Annotated in this window: 18 protein-coding genes and 1 pseudogene; 15 read left to right on the top strand and 4 right to left on the bottom strand. The window is 62.9% G+C overall.

Going from position 1 to position 21,216, the window contains the following annotated elements; genetic code table 11:
- Positions 1-78 precede the first annotated feature (78 nt).
- The gene (locus JMY28_RS37540; RefSeq protein WP_201700938.1) at positions 79-1,158 is read left to right on the top strand and encodes a porin; all 1,080 of its coding nucleotides are present in this window, start codon (positions 79-81) and stop codon (positions 1,156-1,158) included.
- 725 nt (positions 1,159-1,883) lie between these two features.
- Here the strand turns inward: JMY28_RS37540 and JMY28_RS37535 are convergent.
- The 3 genes from JMY28_RS37535 to JMY28_RS37525 all read right to left on the bottom strand — a co-directional run bounded on the left by JMY28_RS37535 (position 1,884) and on the right by JMY28_RS37525 (position 6,481).
- A complete protein-coding gene (locus JMY28_RS37535; RefSeq protein ID WP_236597222.1) occupies positions 1,884-2,315 on the bottom strand; it encodes a PaaI family thioesterase in 432 nt (143 codons plus the stop codon).
- 108 nt (positions 2,316-2,423) lie between these two features.
- The gene (locus JMY28_RS37530) at positions 2,424-3,662 is read right to left on the bottom strand and encodes a CaiB/BaiF CoA transferase family protein (RefSeq protein WP_201700936.1); all 1,239 of its coding nucleotides are present in this window, start codon (positions 3,660-3,662) and stop codon (positions 2,424-2,426) included.
- A gap of 68 nt (positions 3,663-3,730) precedes the next feature.
- Positions 3,731-6,481, bottom strand: a complete 2,751-nt coding sequence (locus JMY28_RS37525) for a LuxR C-terminal-related transcriptional regulator (RefSeq protein ID WP_201700935.1) — start codon at positions 6,479-6,481, stop codon at positions 3,731-3,733.
- 252 nt (positions 6,482-6,733) lie between these two features.
- Between JMY28_RS37525 and JMY28_RS37520 the strand changes: the two genes are divergently transcribed.
- The 13 genes and pseudogenes from JMY28_RS37520 (at position 6,734) to JMY28_RS37460 (ending at position 18,491) form a co-directional block, all read left to right on the top strand.
- Positions 6,734-8,290 (top strand): acyl-CoA synthetase, encoded by a 1,557-nt coding sequence (locus JMY28_RS37520; protein ID WP_201700934.1) that lies wholly within the window; start codon positions 6,734-6,736, stop codon positions 8,288-8,290.
- Between the two features lie 37 nt (positions 8,291-8,327).
- A complete protein-coding gene (locus tag JMY28_RS37515; protein WP_201700933.1) occupies positions 8,328-9,512 on the top strand; it encodes a lipid-transfer protein in 1,185 nt (394 codons plus the stop codon).
- A gap of 26 nt (positions 9,513-9,538) precedes the next feature.
- Positions 9,539-9,982 carry a MaoC family dehydratase N-terminal domain-containing protein gene (locus JMY28_RS37510; RefSeq protein WP_201700932.1) on the top strand — a complete coding sequence of 148 codons (444 nt, stop codon included), beginning with the start codon at positions 9,539-9,541 and terminating at the stop codon, positions 9,980-9,982.
- A 28-nt stretch (positions 9,983-10,010) separates the two neighbouring features.
- Positions 10,011-10,427, top strand: coding sequence for a MaoC family dehydratase (locus JMY28_RS37505; protein ID WP_201700931.1), 417 nt, complete (start codon positions 10,011-10,013; stop codon positions 10,425-10,427).
- A gap of 27 nt (positions 10,428-10,454) precedes the next feature.
- A complete protein-coding gene (locus tag JMY28_RS37500; protein WP_201700930.1) occupies positions 10,455-11,285 on the top strand; it encodes an SDR family NAD(P)-dependent oxidoreductase in 831 nt (276 codons plus the stop codon).
- A 42-nt stretch (positions 11,286-11,327) separates the two neighbouring features.
- Entirely contained in the window at positions 11,328-12,491 is a 1,164-nt protein-coding gene (locus tag JMY28_RS37495; RefSeq protein WP_201700929.1) for an acyl-CoA dehydrogenase family protein, read from the top strand.
- Between the two features lie 34 nt (positions 12,492-12,525).
- Positions 12,526-13,728, top strand: a complete 1,203-nt coding sequence (locus tag JMY28_RS37490; RefSeq protein WP_201700928.1) for an acyl-CoA dehydrogenase family protein — start codon at positions 12,526-12,528, stop codon at positions 13,726-13,728.
- A gap of 3 nt (positions 13,729-13,731) precedes the next feature.
- Positions 13,732-14,868, top strand: a complete 1,137-nt coding sequence (locus JMY28_RS37485; protein WP_201700927.1) for an acyl-CoA dehydrogenase family protein — start codon at positions 13,732-13,734, stop codon at positions 14,866-14,868.
- Between the two features lie 31 nt (positions 14,869-14,899).
- Positions 14,900-15,634 carry a helix-turn-helix transcriptional regulator gene (locus JMY28_RS37480; RefSeq protein ID WP_201700926.1) on the top strand — a complete coding sequence of 245 codons (735 nt, stop codon included), beginning with the start codon at positions 14,900-14,902 and terminating at the stop codon, positions 15,632-15,634.
- A 21-nt stretch (positions 15,635-15,655) separates the two neighbouring features.
- Entirely contained in the window at positions 15,656-16,441 is a 786-nt protein-coding gene (locus JMY28_RS37475; RefSeq protein WP_201700925.1) for an enoyl-CoA hydratase/isomerase family protein, read from the top strand.
- 315 nt (positions 16,442-16,756) lie between these two features.
- A pseudogene (locus JMY28_RS39645) lies at positions 16,757-16,891 on the top strand (taurine dioxygenase); the annotation flags it as partial.
- A gap of 23 nt (positions 16,892-16,914) precedes the next feature.
- Complete coding sequence (locus JMY28_RS37465) at positions 16,915-17,241, top strand: hypothetical protein (RefSeq protein WP_201700924.1); 327 nt, start codon at positions 16,915-16,917, stop codon at positions 17,239-17,241.
- A 131-nt stretch (positions 17,242-17,372) separates the two neighbouring features.
- Positions 17,373-18,491: a porin gene (locus JMY28_RS37460; RefSeq protein WP_407945583.1), complete on the top strand. Its 1,119-nt coding sequence runs from the start codon at positions 17,373-17,375 to the stop codon at positions 18,489-18,491.
- Between the two features lie 467 nt (positions 18,492-18,958).
- Here JMY28_RS37460 and JMY28_RS37455 read toward each other — a convergent pair whose 3' ends face one another.
- Positions 18,959-19,993, bottom strand: a complete 1,035-nt coding sequence (locus JMY28_RS37455; protein WP_201700922.1) for an AraC family transcriptional regulator — start codon at positions 19,991-19,993, stop codon at positions 18,959-18,961.
- Positions 19,994-20,250: 257 nt separating this feature from the next.
- Here JMY28_RS37455 and JMY28_RS37450 point away from each other — a divergent pair, with 257 nt between their 5' ends.
- Positions 20,251-21,168 carry a TauD/TfdA dioxygenase family protein gene (locus tag JMY28_RS37450; RefSeq protein WP_201700921.1) on the top strand — a complete coding sequence of 306 codons (918 nt, stop codon included), beginning with the start codon at positions 20,251-20,253 and terminating at the stop codon, positions 21,166-21,168.
- Positions 21,169-21,216: the final 48 nt, after the last annotated feature.

Genomic DNA, 21,216 nt, shown 5'->3' with positions numbered 1-21,216 from the left:
TTCCCATCATGCCGGGCGTGAGCCCGGCAGGGGCGCTCGCGCGCCTGCATTTTCACCATAAAGACAAAAGAGCGAGACATGAAAAAGACCATGATCGCCGGCCTCGTGCTGGCCAGTATGAACGGTGCTGCGAACGGACAGTCGAGCGTGACGATCTTCGGTAGCCTCGATACCGGGCTGACGTACGTGAACAACGTTCACGGCAGTTCGTCGTTCGCCATGGCAGACGGCATCAACAAGAACAACTCGCTGGGTTTCAGTGGTGTCGAAGACCTGGGCGGCGGCAAGCATGCGCTATTCAAGCTGGAAAACGGCTATTCGGTGGATACGGGTGCGCTGGGGCAGGGCGGGTTGCTGTTCGGCAAACAGGCCTACGTCGGCCTGGGCGATGCGTCGATTGGAGATTTGACGCTCGGGCGTCAATACGACTTCGCGTACTCCATGATTCGCTATCTTCCCTGCTTGTCCTGTGGCATCTACAGTGTCGAAAACGGCGACCTGGATCGGGTCTCCGGCGAGCGGTTGAACAACACCGTGCAATTCATGTCGCGCACTTTCGCGGGCTTTTCTGCCGGTGCGCAGTACAGCTTCGGCGCAAGTTCCGGTAGCACGACGACGAACGCCGGACGCGCGGTGAGTGCAACGGTGCAATACACCAACAGCGCGTTTGCCGCAGGCGCCTATTACACCGACATCAATGGCGCGCCCGTCTACGCTGGCATGACTGGCGCGCCGGAAATCTTCGGACATCCGATCACGCCCGCTACCGCCTTGCTCGTCGACAAGCAGCGCATCTTCGGGTTTGGCGCAACCTATGCACCAGGTGCGTGGCGGGTGTCAGCGGTCTATACCAATACCCATCTGGAACTTGGTAGCGCCAGCGCTCAGGATCAGGTGATTCACGTTGGCGGAGATTATCGGCCGCGGCCCGACCTCGTGCTCGCCACCAAGATCTCGTACGACAAGCTCGATGCCTCGCATTGGCTAACACTGTCATGTGGCGTGGACTATCTGCTCTCGAAGCGCACGGATGTCTACCTCGACGTGCATGCGCAGCGGGCATTCGGCGACGGCACCAAGGCATCGATCGCTCTGGCCGGCACCTCGTCGACAGACAAACAATTCCTCTCGCGCGTGGGTATCAAGCACTTGTTTTAACGGTTCTCACGGGTGCGGCTAGATATTCGGGGCGACGCGGTAGCACGAGACAGTCACCGACGACCCATCAGCCCCGCACTCCTTCACAGGAACGTTGGCGACCGCGTCTGCCACGTAGGAACGCGACACCGTTTCGACAGGCTCGATGGTAGCGGCGAGACCGGTCGCTAGCCGCACTTGGCGTTCAAACAAGGCTTTAAGTTCAGGAGGCAGACCATCGCCGCATCGAGCCGCGAGTGCGCGAAGCGAAAGAAACGGCAACATGCTCGGACTCTAGCCGTTACAGCGGTTGTTCAGGGGGGCAAACTACTTAGCAAGTGTTCACAACTGCTCCGGAGACGTGGCCGCGCTAATTCGCAAGCGCATCGCGCAAAGGATTCCTTTTCCGGGTTAGCGTTCAGTGTTCACACGGCTCATCGACGACAGCAGTATCAGAACAGCTTTGGAAAGTTCAGGTAGACACCTCATGACTTTGCCGCTACGGCCGCTTACGACTTCCACCCGGCAGGGCAACGTCGGCAAGCGCACGAGCATGGGCCATCAGCGGACAGACGGGTGCGCTGGGCTAACGCTCGGGCGCCGCGCAGATCGGTGTGAACGCTTCCAGGCGGCGGTGCCTCCCGCGCTATAGCGCGGCTTCCCAGGTGGAACCGGTCCGAACGCTACGGCAGTTGACCGCGTCACGCGAGTGGTGACGCCGCAAGGTGCGCGAGAGACTTTCTCCGTCAACGCGGCCTTCGGTGTGATTCGGGCACCGGCTCCGCTGGCACAGACAGGACGGCGAACGTCGCGCTGGCCTTCATCAGGCATACGCCGCGCGTCACCACACGGCATCCTCCAAAGCGCAATCGTCTACCCATCTTGTCGAGTTCGACATGCGCTTCGATCCAGTCTCCGGCTCGTGCCGGGTTCAGGTAATCCAGGCTGAGATGCGCGGTCACGCCGGGTTGGTTGCGGCCAACCCGTTGGAGCATCACGATGCCAATGGCTGAATCCACAAGGGTCGCGAGCATGCCGCCATGCGCGATGCCGAGATGATTGAGATGATGAGCTTCGACGCGAAGCCCGATCGCGTGCGTCGCGTCGTGCTGGTATAGCGGGCCGAACTGAGCCATGAAGCCTCTCATCGGCGCGAGCGGATGGAAGCCGATCGGCACGCCTGGCGCGGTTCCGTCGGCGTATTCCAGCGGCGCTTCCTGAAGGGTAGTGTGACGCCCTGTGCTCATCCTCGATATCTCCCTGTGCGGTGCCGAGCCCAGCGTTAATTAGCGTTGGGCGACTGCCGTGGCAGCAGGCGTGCGTGTGCCGGATACGGCGCCCTCAGCGAACAGCGCGGCAATTTCCCCATCCGTGTAGCCGCTTTGCGCGAGGACTGCTTCGCTGTCGGCGCCCAATGTGACGCCCGCGTGCCGATAGACGGGCTTAGTGGTCGAGAATTGCACGGGATGTGCAGCCTGTCGGTAAGCAGGGCCCGCTTCCGTGGGGACGTCGACCAGCATTGCACGAGCCTCAAGCTGCGGATGGTGTGCGGCTTCTTCGATTGTGAGCACGGGTTCCACGCAGCAATCCACGTTCGCGAAGACGGCGCACCAATGATCGAATGACTGGCAGGCGAACGCAGCGGCAATGCTTGACTTGAGTTGCTCCGTGGCTTGCATTGTGCCCTGACCCAGAAGGTCGATCCATTCCGGATGCCCCATGGCCGTGCTGAACGCGCCAAAAAACTGTGGTTCGAGGCTGCCGACCGAAAAGAAGCGGCCATCGGCGGTGCGATAGTAGCCGTAGAACGATCCGCCGTTGAGCCGCCCGGTGCCGCATGACGGTGGCGCGCAGCCGCAGAGATAAGCGGCGCCTGCCATGGCGTTCAGGCTGAACGCGGCGTCGGTCATGCTTACGTCGAGATACTGGCCCTCGCCGGTTCGGCCGCGGTGAGCGAGTGCCGCGAGAATGGCCACGACGGCATGCAGGCTGCCCCCGCCAATGTCCGCCACCTGCACGCCGAGCGGCGTGGGTTGATGCTCGCTGACATAGCTAGCCACGCCTGAAAGCGCCATATAGTTGATGTCATGGCCCGCACGATCGCGCCAGGGCCCCGATTGGCCAAATCCCGTTATCGAGCAATAGATGAGCGCGGGGTTGATTTCGCGAAGCTGCTCATAGCCGAGGCCGAGGCGCGCCATGACGCCAGGACGGAACTGCTCGACCACGACGTCATAGGCGCCAACCAGCCGGTGCACGACGTCGACGCTGTCCGGGTGCTTGAGATCCATTGCAAGCGACCGCTTGTTGCGATTGAGCCAGGCATGGACGCCGGACTGCCCGTGCACGGAAGGCGGCATGCGCCGGATCGGATCGGGGCGCGTCGGGGACTCGATGCGGATCACGTCGGCGCCGAGATCGGCAAGCATCTGTGTCGCAAACGGCCCGGGGAGCAGCGTCGAAAAGTCCAGAACTTTGAGTTCACTAAGTGGGCCACGCGGCGCGTTATCGTTAGATGTCGTCATGGAGTTTAGTAATCTGCAGTCCGAATAATATGATGTATTAATGCGGCGTGTACGTGCGACCGACTTCCTTAAGGAATCAGGCCTTTGTCACGCCCGATGGCGACGGCCTGTGTACGGTTCTGCGCGCCAAGCTTGGCGTTGATTTTGCGCAGGTGAGACTTGATCGTCAGCTCAGAAACGAAGAGCCTTTCGGCGATGCCCTTGTTGCGATGCCCGGCGGACAGCATGCGCAAAACATCCAGCTCTCGCGAAGTCAATTCTTCGTGAGGCGAGCCCGCTTTGCGTTGCGCCCCATGGCCGGCGGTTTCGAGGTTCTCGCGTGTTCCATCGGCGTAGGTGAGCAGCCGTTCGACAAAGGCTGCCACAACGCCGAGCGAAGCCATGTCTTGCCGATGCTCTTGGGCCCAGTCGCGAATGAGCGCCATCATGGGCTGTCCTTCGTCGACGAAGGTGCGCACGAAGCCTTCGTGACTCGCCACGCGCAGTGCTTCGGTGATGTCGGCAAATGCCGCGTCGCGCCGGCCTAGACCGTCGAGCGCAAGCGAGCGCAATAGCCGGATCTTGAGCGCGCGCCAGTACCGCTGCGTGCCGTTTGCCTGGTCGAGCGCATCGGCCAGGCCGGCTTCTGCCGTGCTGAATCGACCGGAGGCGATGTCGAGCCGCAGGCGCGTCAGCGAGGGCAAGTCGATATCGTTGGCGTGAAAGGAGACCTCCGGCGTCTCCCAACTGGCGTGCAGATATGCGGCGCGCAGTGCCTGTTCGGCGGCATCGAGCCGTCCTTCGAGCGTTGCAATGCGGGCGCGCTCAATCCACGCGGAGCAGACAGCCCGCTCGGATTTCATCAGGCGGCCGATCTGCTCGAGTTCGGCGAGCAGGCGCAGCCATTGCTCCTTGTCCCCGCGAATCAGCGCGATGCGGGCGAGGAGCACATGGGCAGTAATCAGCGAGTCGGGCGGACTGACGCTCTTGGCGAGCGGCAGCGCTTCACCCAGCAAGCGCGAGACTTCGTCGAGATCGTCAGCCTCATAGAGCGCCAGCGAGCGCGGGCCGTAGATGCTGGTGCGACCGACCGCCGCCTCGTCATGTTGGTCGCGCCAATCGTGGATCGATGCAGTGGCCATTCGAGCAAGGGCCGTGCCGAGGCGCCCCTGTACGAGATCGATGACGCCTTCGATCGCTTCGGCCATTGAGCGCATCACGACGAAAGGATGATCCTGGCGGCGCTGCAGCGCGCGAGAGAGCACGCTGCGCGCTTCGTCGTATCGATAGGTCGAAACGAGGCTGAATGCGAGCGAATTGGTGAGGCTGAAGTACGGAAAGTTGGCGTCGTCCGGCAGCCGCTCGAGCGTGGCAAGCCCGGTGTCGCGGCAGGCCTCGATCTGGTCGGTCAGGGCGAACAGCACACCGCGCAACGCCTCGGCTTCGAGGGCGAGTGGGTCGGTGGTGTCGTCGCGAGCGTGCCCGGACACGATCTGCTGGGCGGTGTGCATCGCGTCGCTGTAACGTCGATTGAACAGCAGGACCCATGCGTAGGTTAGACGCACACGCGGAGCCGATGTCAGCAACTCGGGCCGGATGCGATCGAGCCAGCGCATCAGCAGACGGATGCGGCCGCCGCCCAGCAAGCGCCGCGAATTGCGCGCGATTTGCACAAGCGCCACCTCGTGCTCGCCAGCGTCGAGCAGATGTTCGATGCCCGGAATGGGGCGCTCTGCGCGGATGAACCAGTTTGCGGCCGCAACGTGTATCTGTGCTTCGCGCTGCGGTTGGTCGGCGTGCAACCGGTGACGCAGAAAGCTCGCGAAAAGCCGGTGATAGCGATACCAGCTTCGCTCGCCATCTAGCGGAACGATGAACAGATTCGAGCGCTCGAGATAGTCGAGCATTTCGCGGCTGTCCGTACGCCCAATGACGTCGTTGCACAATTCGGCGGAGAACTGCGAGAGCGCACTCGTTTCGAGCAGGAACGTGCGACATGCCTCGCTTTGTCGCGCGAGGATGTCTTCAGCGAGAAACTCGGCCAGTTCGATATTGGTGCCCGAAAACGAGGCGACGAAGGCCACGTGATCGGTGCGTGTGCGCAGCGAGAGTGTGGCGAGGTAGATGGCCGTGACCCAGCCTTCCGTGCAGCGGTGCAGCGTGGCGATCTCCCGATCGCGCAGCGCAATGCCGCAGCGGTCGCGAATGAAGCGCGTGGTTTCCGCGAGCGAGAAACGCAGCGCGCCAGGCGTGATATCGAGTAACTCGCCCCGCGCGCGTATGCGACCCAAACCCAGTTCCGGCGTCACGCGCGAGGCCACGATGAGATGGCTCCCGGGGGCGAGCGCGTCGATCAGCCGTTGCGTGAACGTGAGGACTGGCGGACTCTGGATCGTCTCGAAGTCGTCGAGCAGGATCGAGAGCGGGCGGCCATGTGCGGCGACACGCTCGATCAGCGCGGTGCTGATGCGTTCTTCGCTGCCGCTATGGACGGCGGCGAGGCCGTCGAGCCGTGCGCCCGGTAACGTCTGCAGTCCCGCGTCGAGATGCAGCAGGAAGCGGCGCAGATCGTTATCGGTGCTGTCCAGACGCAGCCATACCGCATCGCGCCGCTGCGTGCGGCAGTGTGCAGCATATTGCGCCATGACTGTGGTCTTGCCAAAGCCGGCTGCCGCCCGTATGAGGACGAGCCGCGCCGTATGCGCACGGGCGATCGAGTCGACGAGCTGCGAGCGCGCCAGTTGCGTCGGGTTGTCTGCCGGCGGCAGAAGCTTCGACGCAATGATACCTGGCACAATATTGTCCTTGCCGCGCGCACCGACGGCGCCCACTGTGTTCACGAACTTATCTCCTCCTTCTGTGGCACGCTGCCCGGCCGCTATCGCCCTACTTATGACGAAGCGACCGGGCGCAATCTTATTGTCATTCTTTCACATCGTCCGAGTGCCGTCGTAGTTCCTTCGAACCATTCCCCCGCACGTGCGAATTCCTCCTTTCGATGCAGGACAGCGTGCGCGCAGTTGCCTAAAGTAGCCTTCAAACGACGGCCCGCTGTCCATTCTGAAAGGCCCGGAAAAGAATCTGGAGACATCATGTACCTGACCCAAGGCTTGCATCGCTGCATGCAGCAGTCGCCCGAACGGATCGCCATCATCGACGCAGAACGTTCGCGAACGTATCGCGAACTGCACGAGCGTGTCGCGCGACTGGCCGGCGCGCTGCAAAAGCTCGGTATGGATACCGGTGCGCGCGTGAGCATGCTGGCCCTCAATTCGGACCGCTACCTCGAATATCTGCTCGGCGTGTGGTGGGGCGGTGGCGTGCTCAATCCGGTCAACATCCGCTGGAGCGTGCCGGAGATCGTCTACTCGCTCGACGATTGCGACGCCGGCATCCTGATCGTCGACGATCACTTCCTGCCGATGACCCCTGCGATCGCCGAAGCCGCGCAGCGCCGTCCGGTCCTCATTTATGCCGGCGAACACGAGACGCCGGCGGGCATGCACTCGTACGAGCAACTGATCGCCGACGCGACGCCCGTTCCCGACGTGTTTCGCGGCGGCAACGATCTCGCTTCGATCATGTACACGGGCGGGACGACCGGCAAGCCCAAGGGTGTGATGCAGTCGCATCTGAACCTGTGGGCTTCCGCGGTGTCGCGCATGGCTGAATTCCGCGACTACGGCACGACAGTCTCGCTGCATGCCGCGCCGCTCTTTCACACGGCGGCGATGGCGCGCGCGGTCGGTCACTTCATTGCAGGCGACACGCATGTCGTGCTGCCGACCTTCGATGCGCGTGCAACGCTCGAGGCCATCGAGCGTCACCAGGTCGAAGAAGTGCTGCTCGTGCCGACGATGCTGCAGGCTGTGCTCGAACACCCTGACTTCGCGCGGCGCACGCTGAGCAGTCTCAAGCGCATCTATTACGGCGCGTCGCCGATCAGCGCCGCCGTGCTCGACCGCGCACTCGCGGCGCTGCCCGGCATCGAGTTCTATCACGCGTATGGACTCACGGAAGCCTCGCCCGTCGTCTCGGTGAATCCGCCTGTCAACCACGGTCCCGAAGGCCGTGCGAACGGGTTGTACCGATCGGCAGGGCGACCCGGCCTTGGCGTGACGGTACGCATCGTGGGACCGGACGGGGCCGAGTTGCCGCGCAATACCGTGGGCGAGATCGTCGTGCGCGGAGCGAACGTGATGCAGGGCTACTGGAACAAGCCCGCCGAAACGGCCGAGGCGCTGCGCGACGGTTGGCTGCACACGGGCGACGGCGCCTATATGGACGACGACGGTTACCTCTTCATCGTCGATCGTCTCAAGGACATGATCGTGAGCGGCGGCGAGAACGTGTACTCCGCCGAAGTCGAGAATGTGCTCTCGCGCCACCCGGACGTCGCGCAATGCGTGGTGATCGGCATACCCGATGCGCGCTGGGGCGAAGCCGTGCATGCCGTGGTTGTGGCGCGGCCCGGTAGCAGCCTGAGCGAGAGTACGTTGCGCGAATTCTGCAAGCAGTTCATCGCCAGTTACAAGTGCCCGAAATCGATCGAATTCCGCGATGCCATGCCGCTTTCGGCGGCCGGAAAAATTCTCAAGCGCGAACTGCGTGCGCCGTACTGGCAAAACCATAGCCGGCAGGTGGGCTGAGTCAACCTTTATCCATTCAACTCTTCAGGATCGACATATGAGCAACAAGGTGGTGGTAGCCGGCGTGGGCATGATCCCGTTCACGAAGCCCGGTCAAAGTGACGACTACGCGACGATGGGCGCGAATGCCGCGAAGGCGGCGCTCGCCGATGCGCGCATCGACTATGCACTCGTGCAGCAGGCCTACGTCGGCTACGTGTATGGCGATTCGACCTCGGGCCAGGCGGCGATCTATGGCGTTGGCCTCACGGGCATTCCGGTCGTCAACGTGAACAACAACTGCTCGACCGGTTCGACGGCGCTCTTTCTCGCGCGCCAGGCGGTCGAAAGCGGCGCGGTCGAATGCGCGATCGCACTCGGCTTCGAGCAGATGGTGCCTGGCGCGCTCAAAGGCGCCTACACCGACCGGCCGTCGCCGATGGAACGCTTCGCGCGAACCATGACTGCGGTGCAGGGCTACGAAGAAGGCGCGCCGCGCGCGGCGCAGTTCTTCGGCGGCGCGGGCCGCGACTACATGAAGGAATACGACATCAAGCCGGAGACCTTCGGCCGCATTTCCGTGAAGGCGCGTCAGCACGCCGCGCGCAATCCGTTCGCCGTGTTCCGCAATACGGTTACGCTCGAAGAAGTGATGGCGTCGCCCGCCGTGTTCGATCCGCTCACGCGTCTGCAATGCTGCCCGCCCACGTGTGGTGCGGCCGCCGCGATTGTCTGCTCGGAAGCATTCGCGAAGAAGCATGGCCTCGACACGCGCGTGATCATCAAGGCGCAGTCGATGACGACCGATCGCAACAGCACGTTCGACGAAGGCGACATGCGCAAGGTCGTGGGCTTCGACATGACCCGCGCCGCGGCACAGCAGGTCTATGAAGCGGCCGGCGTCGGCCCTGAGGACATCCAGGTCGTCGAACTGCACGACTGCTTCACCGCGAACGAGCTGATCACCTATGAGGGCCTCGGCCTCACGCCCGCGGGCACGGCGGAGAAGTTCATCCTCGACGGTGACAACACCTACGGCGGACGTGTCGTCACCAATCCCTCCGGCGGTCTGCTCTCGAAGGGCCATCCGCTTGGCGCGACGGGCCTCGCCCAGTGCACGGAACTCGTCTGGCAACTGCGCGGCGAAGCGCAGGAGCGTCAGGTGGAAGGCGCGCGACACGCGTTGCAGCACAACCTCGGGCTCGGCGGCGCTTGCGTGGTCACGCTCTACGAGCGCCAGTAAGCGCAACCACAAAGGGAACGATAGTCATGATCGACAGGAGCCATATCGGCGCTTTGGTTTCGCGACACCAGGCCGTGGCCGAACCGGGGCGGCTGCGCCTCTTCGCGAAGGCGACCGGGCAGACGGACAGCCGCTACATCGACGAGGCCGCCGCGCGCGATGCCGGCTATCCGGCGCTGCCGGTACCGCCGACATTCTTCTTCTGCCTCGAGATGGAGTCGCCCAATCCGCGCGCCACGGTAGAGCGTCTGAACATCGATATCGGCAAGGTGCTGCACGGCGAACAATCGTTTCGCTATCACCGTATGGCCTTTGCCGGCGAAACGCTGACGTTCGAGACGCGTATCGCCGATATCTACGAGAAGAAGGGCGGCGCGCTCGAATTCGTTGTTCGTGAGACGAGCGTGACCGACGTGACGGGCAAACCGGTCGCCGAACTGCGCGGCGTCATCGTCGTGAGAAACGGCTAACGGCAATGCGTAAAGTCTGGGAGTAGTCATGCAATCCATTCAATTCGAACAACTAACTGTTGGAAGCCCGCTTCCGGCGTTCGTCACCTCGCCTTTGAGCCGGCTCACGCTCGCGCTTTACGCCGGTGCGTCGGGCGATCACAACCCGATTCACGTCGACCTCGACTTCGCGCGCGCGGCCGGCATGCCCGACGTCTTCGCGCACGGCATGCTGTCGATGGCGTATCTGGGCCGCTTGCTCACCAACTGGGTGCCGCAGCAGTCGATCCGCGAATTCTCGGTGCGCTTCGCGGCGATCACGCAGGTGGGCAATGCGATCCGCTGTGAAGGTGTCGTGAAGGAGAAGGACGAGGCGGCGCGCACGGTGCGCGTGGTCCTGACGACGCGGGACGAGAACGGTGAAATCAAACTGTCCGGCGAAGCGGTCATCGCGCTGGACGCCTGAATCAAGAGAACAGAGGAGCAACAGAACATGAGCAAACTGGTAGGCAAGGTCGCGATCGTTTCGGGTTCGGGCCGCGGTATCGGTCGTGAGATCGCATTGAAGCTCGCAGGCGATGGCGCAGCCATCGTCGTCAACGATCTGGACGCGGCGCCGGCCGAGGCCGTAGTCGCGGAAATCGTCGCGGCGGGTGGCCGCGCCGTGGCATGCGCGGGCAGCGTGACCGACGCGGACTTCGGCACGCGCTTCGTGGGCACGGCGCTCAAGGAGTTCGGCCGTCTCGACATCATCGTCAATAACGCGGGCTACACCTGGGACAACGTGATCCAGAAGATGTCGGACGAGCAGTGGGACGCGATTATGGACGTGCACGTGAACGCTCCGTTCCGCATCCTGCGCGCGGCGGCGGATTATTTCCGCGAGGCCGCGAAGCAGGAAGCCGACGCGGGCCAGGAGGTGTTCCGCAAGGTGGTGAATATCTCGTCGGTTTCGGGCGTGATGGGCAACGCGGGCCAGGCGAACTACTCGGCCGCGAAGGCCGCGATCAACGGCTTGACGAAGGCGCTCGCGAAGGAATGGGGCCGCTACAAGGTGAACGTCAACAGCGTCGCGTTCGGCCTCATCAAGACGCGCCTCACCGAAGCCACGGCGGGCGAGGGCAACTCGGCGACTATCGACATCGGCGGCAATGAGATCAAGGTCGGCGTGAATCCGCAATTGATGAAGAACATCGAAGCGATGATTCCGGTCGGGCGCGCCGGTACGCCGGCCGAAGCCGCGGGCTCGGTTTATCTGATGTGCATTCCGGAATCGAACTATGTCTCCGGCCAGGTGCTCGTGGTCGGCGGCGGCCGTCCCTGATCGTTCTGCGCCGCAGACGCCGTATTGAAGGAGAAACACACAATGTCCGTGCAAAGCCGTCCATGGATCACCGACGACCTGGTGTTGTTCCAGGATTCGATCCGCAAGTTCATCGAACGCGAGCTGGTGCCGCACGAGGAGCGTTGGTGCAAACAGCAGCAAGTCGATCGCGAGATATGGCGCAAGGCGGGTGAGGTGGGCATGCTGTGCGCAAGCATTCCCGAAGAATACGGCGGCGGCGGCGGCAATTTCGCGCACGAGGCGATCATCGCGCTCGAGCAGTCGCGCGCCATGGTGACGAGCCTCGGCACGAACGTGCATAGCGGCATCGTCGCGCATTACCTCCTGCGTTACGGTTCCGAAGAGCAAAAGCACAAGTGGCTGCCGAAGATGGCGAGCGGCGAGTACGTCGCCGCCATCGCGATGTCGGAACCCGGTGCGGGCTCGGACTTGAAGAGCATCAAGACGCGGGCGGTGCGTGAAGGCGATCACTACGTCATCAACGGTTCGAAGACCTTCATCTCGAACGGTGTGCACGCGGACCTCGTCTGCGTCGTCGTGAAGACCGATCCCGCAAAGGGTACGAAGGGTGTCTCCATCGTCGTCGTTGAGACGAAGGATGCTCACGGCGCGGGTCTCGCGGGCTTTCGCCGTGGCCGCGTGCTCGAAAAGATCGGCCAGAAAGGGCAGGACACGGCAGAACTCTTCTTCGATGATGTGCGCGTGCCATGCGCCAACTTGCTCGGTCCCGAAGAGGGCAAGGGCTTCTATCAGCTGATGCAGCAGTTGCCGCAGGAGCGCATGATCATCGCGCTGGGCGCGCTGGGCGCGATGGAAAGGGCGCTTGAAGAGACGACGCAATATGTGCGTGAGCGCAAGGTATTCGGCGCGCCGTTGCTGGATCTGCAAAACACGCGCTTCAAGCTGGCGGAGTGCAAGACGAACGCGACGGTTGCGCGCGCATTCATCGACAACTGCATGGCAAAGGTGCTGCGGGGTGAGCTCGATCCCGAAACGGCGGCCATGGCAAAGTGGTGGAGTACGCAACGAAATTGCGAAATCATCGACGAATGCCTGCAGTTGCATGGCGGCTACGGCTACATGATGGAGTATCCGATTGCCCGGCTTTACGTGAACGCGCGCGCGGGCAAGATCTACGGCGGCTCCAATGAAATCATGAAGGAACTGATCGCGCGCACGCTATAACCGCGCGTCGGGACCATCAGAGAGGGAAAGACAGATGGATTTGCGCTTTACCGCCGAGGAACTGGCGTTTCGCGACGAAGTGCGGGCATTCGTACGTGAGCACCTTCCCGAAGACATTCGCGCCAAGGTGCTTTCGCATCAGCGCGTGGAAAAGGACGACTATGTCCGCTGGCATCGCATCCTGAACGCGAAGGGCTGGGGCGCGCCCAAGTGGCCGAAGGAATACGGCGGCACCGGCTGGACCACGCTGCAGCAACTCATCTTTGACATCGAGACCGGGCTGGCAGGCGCGCCGCGTCTGCTGCCTTTCGGCCTCACGATGATCGGCCCGGTGCTGATGAAGTATGCGAGTCCCGAAATGAAGGCGCGTTTCTTGCCGCGCATTCCTAACGTCGACGACTTCTGGTGTCAGGGCTACTCTGAGCCCGGTTCGGGATCGGATCTCGCGTCGCTCAAGACGCGCGCCGTGAAAAAGGGCGACAAGTACATCGTCAACGGGCAGAAGACCTGGACCACCATGGCGCAGTTCGCGGACTGGATCTTCTGCCTCGTGCGCACCGACCCGGATGCGAAGCCGCAGGAAGGCATTTCGATGTTGCTTATCGACATGAAGTCGCCGGGCGTGACCGTTCGGCCGATCGTTACGCTAGATGGCGGACACGATGTCAACGAGACCTGGTTCGAGGACGTCGAGGTTCCGCTCGAGAACCTCGTTGGCGAAGAGAATCGCGGCTGGACTTACGCGAAGTATCTGCTCGGACATGAACGCACCGGTATTGCCGGCCTCGGCCACTGTTATCGCGAGATGCGCCAGCTCAAGCACTACGCACAGCTCGCCGACGACGGCCGCGGCGGCAAGATGATCGACGATGTCCGCATGCGCGACAAGATCGCACGTCTGGAAATGGACCTGATGGCGCTGGAGATGCTGCTCCTGCGTGTGGCGTCCGGTGACGGCGGCAAGGGGCCGGGGCCCGAGGCATCGATCGTCAAGATTCGCGGCTCGGAATTGCAGCAGGACATCGCGATGCTGCAGCACGAAGTGGCGGGCCCGCATGGCTGGCCCTACGCGCCGCAATGGCTCGAGCCGGGTGTCGAAGTTCCGGTCGATGGTCCGGCGTGGGCGCCGGCAGCGTCGTCGACTTACTTCGATATGCGCAAGACGTCGATTTACGGTGGTGCGACCGAAGTGCAGAAGAACATCATCGCGAAGATGATCATTGGCTTGCAGGGGTAGAACATGGACTTTACCTATAGCGAAGAGCAGCGCATGCTCGCCGACAGCCTGCGCCGTTTCGTCGACAGCGAATATGCGTTTGCGCAACGGCGCACACGCTCGCGCACGCAAGGTGCGTTCGATCGTGGCATCTGGAACGCGCTCGCCGAGCTGGGCGTGCTCGGCCTGACGGTACCGGCGGAGTATGGCGGCTTCGGAGAAGGCGCGGCGAGCCGACTCGTGGTGCAGCGCGAACTCGGCCGCGCGCTGGTGCTCGAACCCGTGATTCCGAGCGCGGTCTGCGCGAGCGCCGCACTGGAGAAGTACGGCACGCCAGCACAGAAGGACACGTGGCTCATGGCGCTGGCGAGCGGCAGCAAGATCGTCACGTTCGCGTGGCAGGAGAAGAAGGGCCGCTATCGGCCGGAAGCGGTGCACACGGTGGCGAGGCGTGTGGACGGCGGCTATGTGCTCGATGGCGACAAGTCGCTCGTGTGGCATGGCGAGGTTGCCGATGCGTTCATCGTGAGTGCGCGCCTTGAAGCGTCGAATGAGCTTGCGCTCTTTATCGTCGAGCGCGCGGCGGCGGGTCTCGAGGTCACGGGCTATCCGACCATCGACGGCCTGCGCGGCGCAGACCTCAAGCTCTGGAATGTTCGGCTCGCCGCCGAGGCGCGATTGGGCGGGGACGGTAACGGACTCGCGGTCCTCGATCACGCGTTCGATCATGGCGTCGCGGCGCTCTGTGCCGAGGCGGCGGGTGCGATGGAGCGGCTCATCGAAATAACGAGCGAATATCTGCGCACGCGTCATCAATTCGGCGTCGCGCTCGCGTCGTTCCAGGCGCTGCAGCACCGCGTGGCCGACATGCTCGTTCAGAAGGAGCTGGCGCTCTCGATGGCCTATGTCGCCGCCCAGGCGCTCGACGAGCCCGACGCGGCGCAGCGCACGCGCATGCTGTGCGCGGCGAAGATCGTGGTTGCGAAGGCGGGGCGTTTCATCGGTCAGCAGGCGGTGCAACTGCACGGCGGCATGGGCATGACCGACGAGCTCGAAGTGGGCGACTATTTCAAGCGTCTCGCGTCACTCGATACGCTGTTCGGCGACAGCGACTATCAGATGGAACGTTATTGCGCGGCGATGCACGACGCGGCCGCGTAAGCGCCGCGCCGCCGCAGCACGCCGTTCGCTCATGATGCAGCCGCCCATCGACTTCCTGTTGTGCGGACTGGCGGACCGAGCAATGTGGCGGGAGCGGGCACCCACGCGACCGTGGTGCGCGCCGCGCGCCAACGGGCCCGTCGCCAATCTGCGACTGCCCTATGGCGTGCGCCTGCGGGCGGTGAGCGGCGCTCATGCGATACGCAGCCAGCGTCGCGCGGGCGTGCTGTACGAGGGCGCCAGCGTGCGGGTCGATCCGTGGCAGCGCTTTTATCACGACGGCGTGGTGGCTAGCACGGCGAACGTCGGCACGCACGATGCCCTGCACATCGAGTTGTGCGACGACCTGGAAACGCAGCCCGCGCGCGGGCCAGGCGCGGCGCTCACGCTGCGGCTCGCGCACGCGGTGTTTGCCGAACCGTGGCGCGATTGGTCGCTCGCGACGGCGGCACATCGCATGGCGATGCCTGCGACGCGGCTGCGCGCGTTGCTCTTTCGCGAAGGCAGCGCGTTCACGGCGATCGTGCGCGAGCAGCGCCTCATGCGAGCGCTACTGTCGTTGTGCGTTCATCAGGAGATTCATGCTGATCTTGCCCAGTTGGCGAGTTGGACCGGCTTCGGAACGCTTGCGCGCTTCGAAGCCGCTTTTTTTCAGCACTTCGGCTGCCGTCCGGTGGCCGCGACTGTGCTGTCGCCCGGCGCGGTGCTTGCGGCGAACGTAGCGCGGCCCGCTGCACGCTTATGGACGCCGCAGGACGCGGCCTGATTCAGGAACCCAATTAGTACCATGATCAAGACTACTATCGAAGACGGCATCGCGACCGTCGTACTTGCCCGCCCTGAGCGCAAGAACGCGCTCAACGCAGCGATGTTCGCAGAACTCGGCGATATTGTTGACGCGCTGCGTCGCGACACCAGCGTAAAGGCGCTCTTGCTGACCGGCGAAGGTGACGACTTCTGCGCCGGCGCCGACGTATCGTCGATGCAGACCGCGACCGACGCGGCCGATGTGCACGCGCGCATGCTCGAAAACCAGCGTCCATGTCACGCGTTCGCGAGTTTCGAGCGGCCCGTGATCGCGGCAGTGGACGGTGTTGCCTACGGCGCCGGATTCAGTCTCGCGCTGATGGCGGATTTCGTGCTCGCCTCGGAACGCGCGCGCTTCAGTCTTGCGTTCGCCCGGATCGGACTCGTTCCTGATCTCGGCATGGTGCACATGCTGCCGCGCATGATCGGCATTCAACGCGCGCGCGAACTCATCTATTCGGCGCGCGAGCTGCCGGCCGCCGAGGCACAGGCGCTCGGTCTGGTGCTCGACGTGTGTCCCCCCGCCGAGCTGCGGGCGCGGGCACTCGAACTGGCGCGTGCGCTCGCCTCGCAATCGGCGGTAGGCTTTGCGCTCACCAAGCGGCTGCTCGCGCACAGCTTCGAGCGCAGCCTCACCTCGTTGCTCGATGCGGAGGCGGGGGCTCAGGCCGTCGCGTTCACGTCTGCGTACGTGATGGAGTCGGCGGCGCGCTTCATCCGTAAAGAGCCAGCGCGTTTCAGCTGGCCGCCCTTCGCCGCGAAATGAACCGCACGCCGCGACGGGAAAACCCCTGGTTCATAAGAAGCACGCCACGGCCGGCGCCAAGTTCCTACGTTCGAACCACGACGCGCATCGTTCACTTGCGTAACTTACCACTGCACCACGTCACAACATCGACCGCTTGTACGCCGACGCTAGCCTCATATTCTCGCGCGTCGTCAGTTGCGCGAGCAGATTGAAAGAAACGAATCTGGCTGACCCAACGAGGCCACCGGGCACAGGAGACAACCCATGAAGGAAGCTTCAGAAGGCCCCGTCCCGGTGATGGAGCCGGTGGTATTGTCCGCGTCCTCTTCGCTCACGCCGTCCACGCTGCGCGCCGCGCTCGTGAAGCACAAGGTTCCGTTCTTCCGCGATCAGGACATCACTCCGGCGCAGCGCGTCGCGCTTGCGCGCCGATTAGGCGAGCTCAAGGTGTATCAGGCATTTGCGCATCGCGTCTTGCCCGCGGCATGCCGGTGAACGGTTGCAGCGTGGCGGGCGGCCGCCTGCTACTCGCCGTGATCGCGCCGCTCGCCAAGGTGCTGCTGACGCGATTCTTCACCTTCGGTCCGCAACTGGTTGCCGAGGTTGTCCCCGGCACGCACCGCGCGGCGACGCTCTCGTGGGTGCGTGCGTTCGCCACGCGCGCCGGCATCGTCTTACCGGTCCTCCTCGGGAACTTCGTCAACGCGGCCACCGGCGCGCGCGCCTTCGAGACCGGCGTCTGTGTGACCGGCGCGCTGCTCGTCGCCGCAGGCGCCGCGGGCTTCGCGTGGTTGCGTCCGACGTGCATCAACGGATAGACGCGTGCCCTTGCATGATGGTGTTGAGCGGGCGTCGCAGATCAGGCTTCAAATGCTTCAACTGCAGTACCCGTAGCACAACCAGATCCGCCGTCGAGCGGAGACAAAAGAGAAAGGAGACATGCATGCGTTTGAGCCCGATGAGCCGTGGGATTGGAGGAATGGCAATGGCCCTTGCTGCAGGAACGGCGATGGCCGACTCGTCGAGCGTGACACTCTATGGGGTGGCCGATACCTTCATTCAGTATCTGAACAACGGAGGGAATAGTTCGGTGGCGTTGCGCAGCGGTGGCAATTCCGGGTCCATGTTCGGTTTGCGTGGCAACGAAGACCTGGGCGGCGGTCTTCAGACCCAGTTCGTTCTGGAGAACGGCTACAACATCAATAACGGTTCGAGCTTCGTCGATACCACGGCGATGTTTTACCGGCAGGCATGGGTGGGTCTCTCGCACAGCACCTATGGTTCGCTGACGTTCGGCCGCCAATACGAGCCGAGTTTCCGGATGATTTACCCGACCGATCCATTCCGGGCCAATGAAATCTTGTCGCCGCTCTCGGCGGGCGTGCTGGCAGTCGACCGCAACACGCTGTCGACACAATACGAAGCGGGGCGGGCGAGCAATTCGATCCTGTATCAGTCGCCAGTACTCGCGGGCTTTCAGGTAAACGCGATGTATGCGTTCGCGACGAGCATTACGCAGCCTGCAGTTGCGACGCTCGGCAACATTCTCGATCTCTCTGCGTCCTATAGCGGCTATGGGCTCTACGCTGGCCTGGCGTATCAATATCAGCATTCCGGTTTGGAGACCGTGCCAGGCCTCCCCGCGCCGCTGACGCTCGCCAATACAGAGCACTTCGCGGCAGCGCTTGCGTACCGTATCGGCATTGTCAACCTGCAGGCGAACTACTCGTATAACCGCCCGAAGGACGTGCCCGCGCATTCGCTGGCAGCGGTGCTCGGCACGACGCATGCGTTAAGCCTCGTCGAAGTAGGCGCGACGATCCAGGCGACGTCTGCCGATGTGATTGAGATTGCGGGCATCGATCGCAATGTACGTGGCGCTGACGACAGCACTTGGGGCCTCCAGGCCGGTTATGACCATTCGTTGTCGAAGCGCACGAGCCTGTATCTGCGCGCCGGCTACATGAAGAACCATGGCGACGCTGCCGTGAGTTGGCCAGGAGTCTCGGTTGCGTCTCGCGGCACGTCGCAAACGCTGGCTGTCGTCGGCATGACGCACCGGTTCTGATAGCGGGCCGCCGGGTCCTGCAGGACTTCGGCGTGGAGATGCGTGCGGCGAGCGAGTCATAACTCGCTCGCCGACTTTTTTCTGCCATGGTTCGCCGGGCATATTCGCGTGACGCGTTTTAGCCATACGCGCAGGAAGCGATGGCGTTACGTGTCGTAGAAGCCACTCGGGAACGGGGCAAGCCGGCTATCGTGTTCTTCCGCCACGACGATGGTTCGTGGTGCGTTTTCCCGCCTGCGCCATGCAGTCCCGTGATGGACGCGGCGATGGATACCCATGCGTCGCTGCGACGACCCTCGGCGGTCGCTTACGAGCCGTGACCGGAAAACGCTTGCTGTGGATATCAAGAATGGAGACGTACGGCAACCATCCCTGTGCGCGCGGGATCACCCACGTTGTTCGGGGCGTGCGCCGTTGGCCTTGCGCTCGAAGTCGCGTCAACGATAAGGGTAGGCCAGTGCGCGCTTTTACTGACGGAGTCCGCTACGGTACTGGTGCGGCGTCACACGCTTCCAGCGCTTGAAGGCGCGAATGAAGCTGGACACGTCGCCATAGCCGAGGCGCTCGGCCATCTGTTCCAGAGTGAGGCGGGTGGCGAGTAGTTCCTCCGCCAACGTTTCCCGAACCTCTTCCTGCAATTGCCGGAAACTGGTGCCTTCAGCCTCCAGACGACGGCGCAAGGTGCGTGAAGTCATATGAAGCTCCCGCGCCAATACCTCAATGTTGGGCGAACTCCCCGATACCGTCACCATTCGGTCGCGCAGTTGCCCGGTGAACCCTGTGCGGAGCCGCCGCATCGATAGGAGTGCCTGGCATTGCTCCTCGCATTGCCTGGCGACCTCTGGGTTGCCTCCAGGCAGCGGGAGGTCGAGATAGCCGCTGGCGTCCTTGACGATGCGATTCTCCGCCGCGTCGAAGACTGGCGTGATGCCAAACAATTCTTCATACGGGCGCACGTCCACGGGCTTCGGCCGTCTGAAGCTCGCGCTCAACACGGGAAGCGCTGTGTGTATGAGGTCGCGTTCGATGCTCACGATGCTGGCGCAAGCACGGTCGACCATGAACCCGCGCACGTCGCTGGGAAGACGATGATCATCGAGGATGGTCACCAGTTTTTCGTCTTGCACCGTAGATACGATGCCCAGGATGGGATAGCACAGGTCGAGATAGTGCACGGCAATCCGCCCGGCGCTGCGCAGTGTCGCGCTGTTCAGCATGGCGAACCCCCAGATGCCGAACGTGGCGAGCCGGTAGCGCAAACCCGCACGCAGGCCAATCCCAGGGATGTGGCCAAGTGCCCCGACAAGGTTCCGGATCAGGCGTAGCTCCTGCTCGGCTTCCACCACGGTGCTGGAGTCGGCGAGCTGCTGCCAGCTCAGGCCCGTGCCATCCAGGCAGCGGTCCCCAGACACGCCGTGGTCCATCCCGAACTGAAGAAGCAATTGCACGCCCGGCGTATTGCGTCGCGGGATTGCAGCCTTGGGGGTGGTGCGGGAAGGCATACAACAGGCTGTCCGAAAATGTTAACTAATCGTCCGAATATGACATAACGTTCGCTGCTTTTCAAGCTTAGCATTGCCCCGTTGTCGACTCCTGAGCGAGCTGTGTGATCCGTGCAGGTGGGCCGCAGCGTCGATCGTGAAAAGGCGTTTGCAGAGTCGGCTGTTAGTCGTGAGTCCCGGTTCGTCAACGGGGCGGCAAGCATCCACACAGGAAGCCGCAGTCGAAAAGCCACAACTATTGATACCAAGGAGATGTGATGACAACCCATAGCGAAGTTGCTGCAGTCCACGTCGCAGAGGGCGACCGGCTGCATTCTGAATACGAGGTTCCGTTTTCAGTCAGGCAACTCACGCCTAGTATCGGCGCGGAGATTGGTGATCTGGATCTGCGCGAACCGCTCGACGAGCCGACCTACCTGGCGCTGCGTCGTGCGTTGGTGCAGCACAAGGTTCTGTTTTTCCGCGATCAGGACATTACCCCCGCGCAGCACGTGCAGCTGGCACGTCGCTTCGGAGAGCTGGAGGTTCATCCTGTGTTTCCGCAGCATCCCAATCACCCCGAACTGGTGATGCTCGAACGAACGAAAGATACCAAGGCGACTGAAAACGTCTTCCACACAGACGTTTCGTGGCGCGCAATACCGTCGATGGGCTCGATACTGCGCTGTGTTGAATGCCCGCCGGTAGGCGGTGACACTATCTGGGTCAACATGGCGGCAGCCTATGCCAGCCTTCCCGATCATATGAAGGCCCTGCTGGAAGGGTTGTATGGAGTCCACGACATCATGCCGGGGTTCGGCGGTCGAATGACGCAACAGGAGCGTGACGAAAACCGCAATCGGTTTCCGCCGGTGAGCCACCCGGTCGTGCGAACTCATCCGGAAAGCGGAGAGAAGATTCTCTACGTGAACTCAGCGTTTACGACTCATATCGCTAATTTCGGCGCGACTCATAAGGTGCGATTCGGCTTCGACTTTCTAGTCGAAGGGATGAACGTGTTGCAGTATCTGTTCCTCCAGGCCGCTGCGCCAGAATTTCAGGTGCGTTTGAAGTGGGAGCCGAACACGATTGCGTTCTGGGACAACCGCTCTACGCAGCACTATGCCATTCAGGACTACTTCCCGGCGGTGCGCCGCATGATGCGGGCAACCATTATTGGTGACAAGCCCTTCTAGCCGACTCCTGGCCCGGTACGCCGGGGCCTCGAGCCCGGCGACGCCTCT

Origin of the sequence: Paraburkholderia hiiakae (genome assembly GCF_904848665.1) — a bacterium.
Classification (GTDB): domain Bacteria; phylum Pseudomonadota; class Gammaproteobacteria; order Burkholderiales; family Burkholderiaceae; genus Paraburkholderia; species Paraburkholderia hiiakae.
The sequence above is the reverse complement of the archived record's forward strand: the minus strand, read 5'-3'. Positions and strand labels throughout refer to the sequence as shown.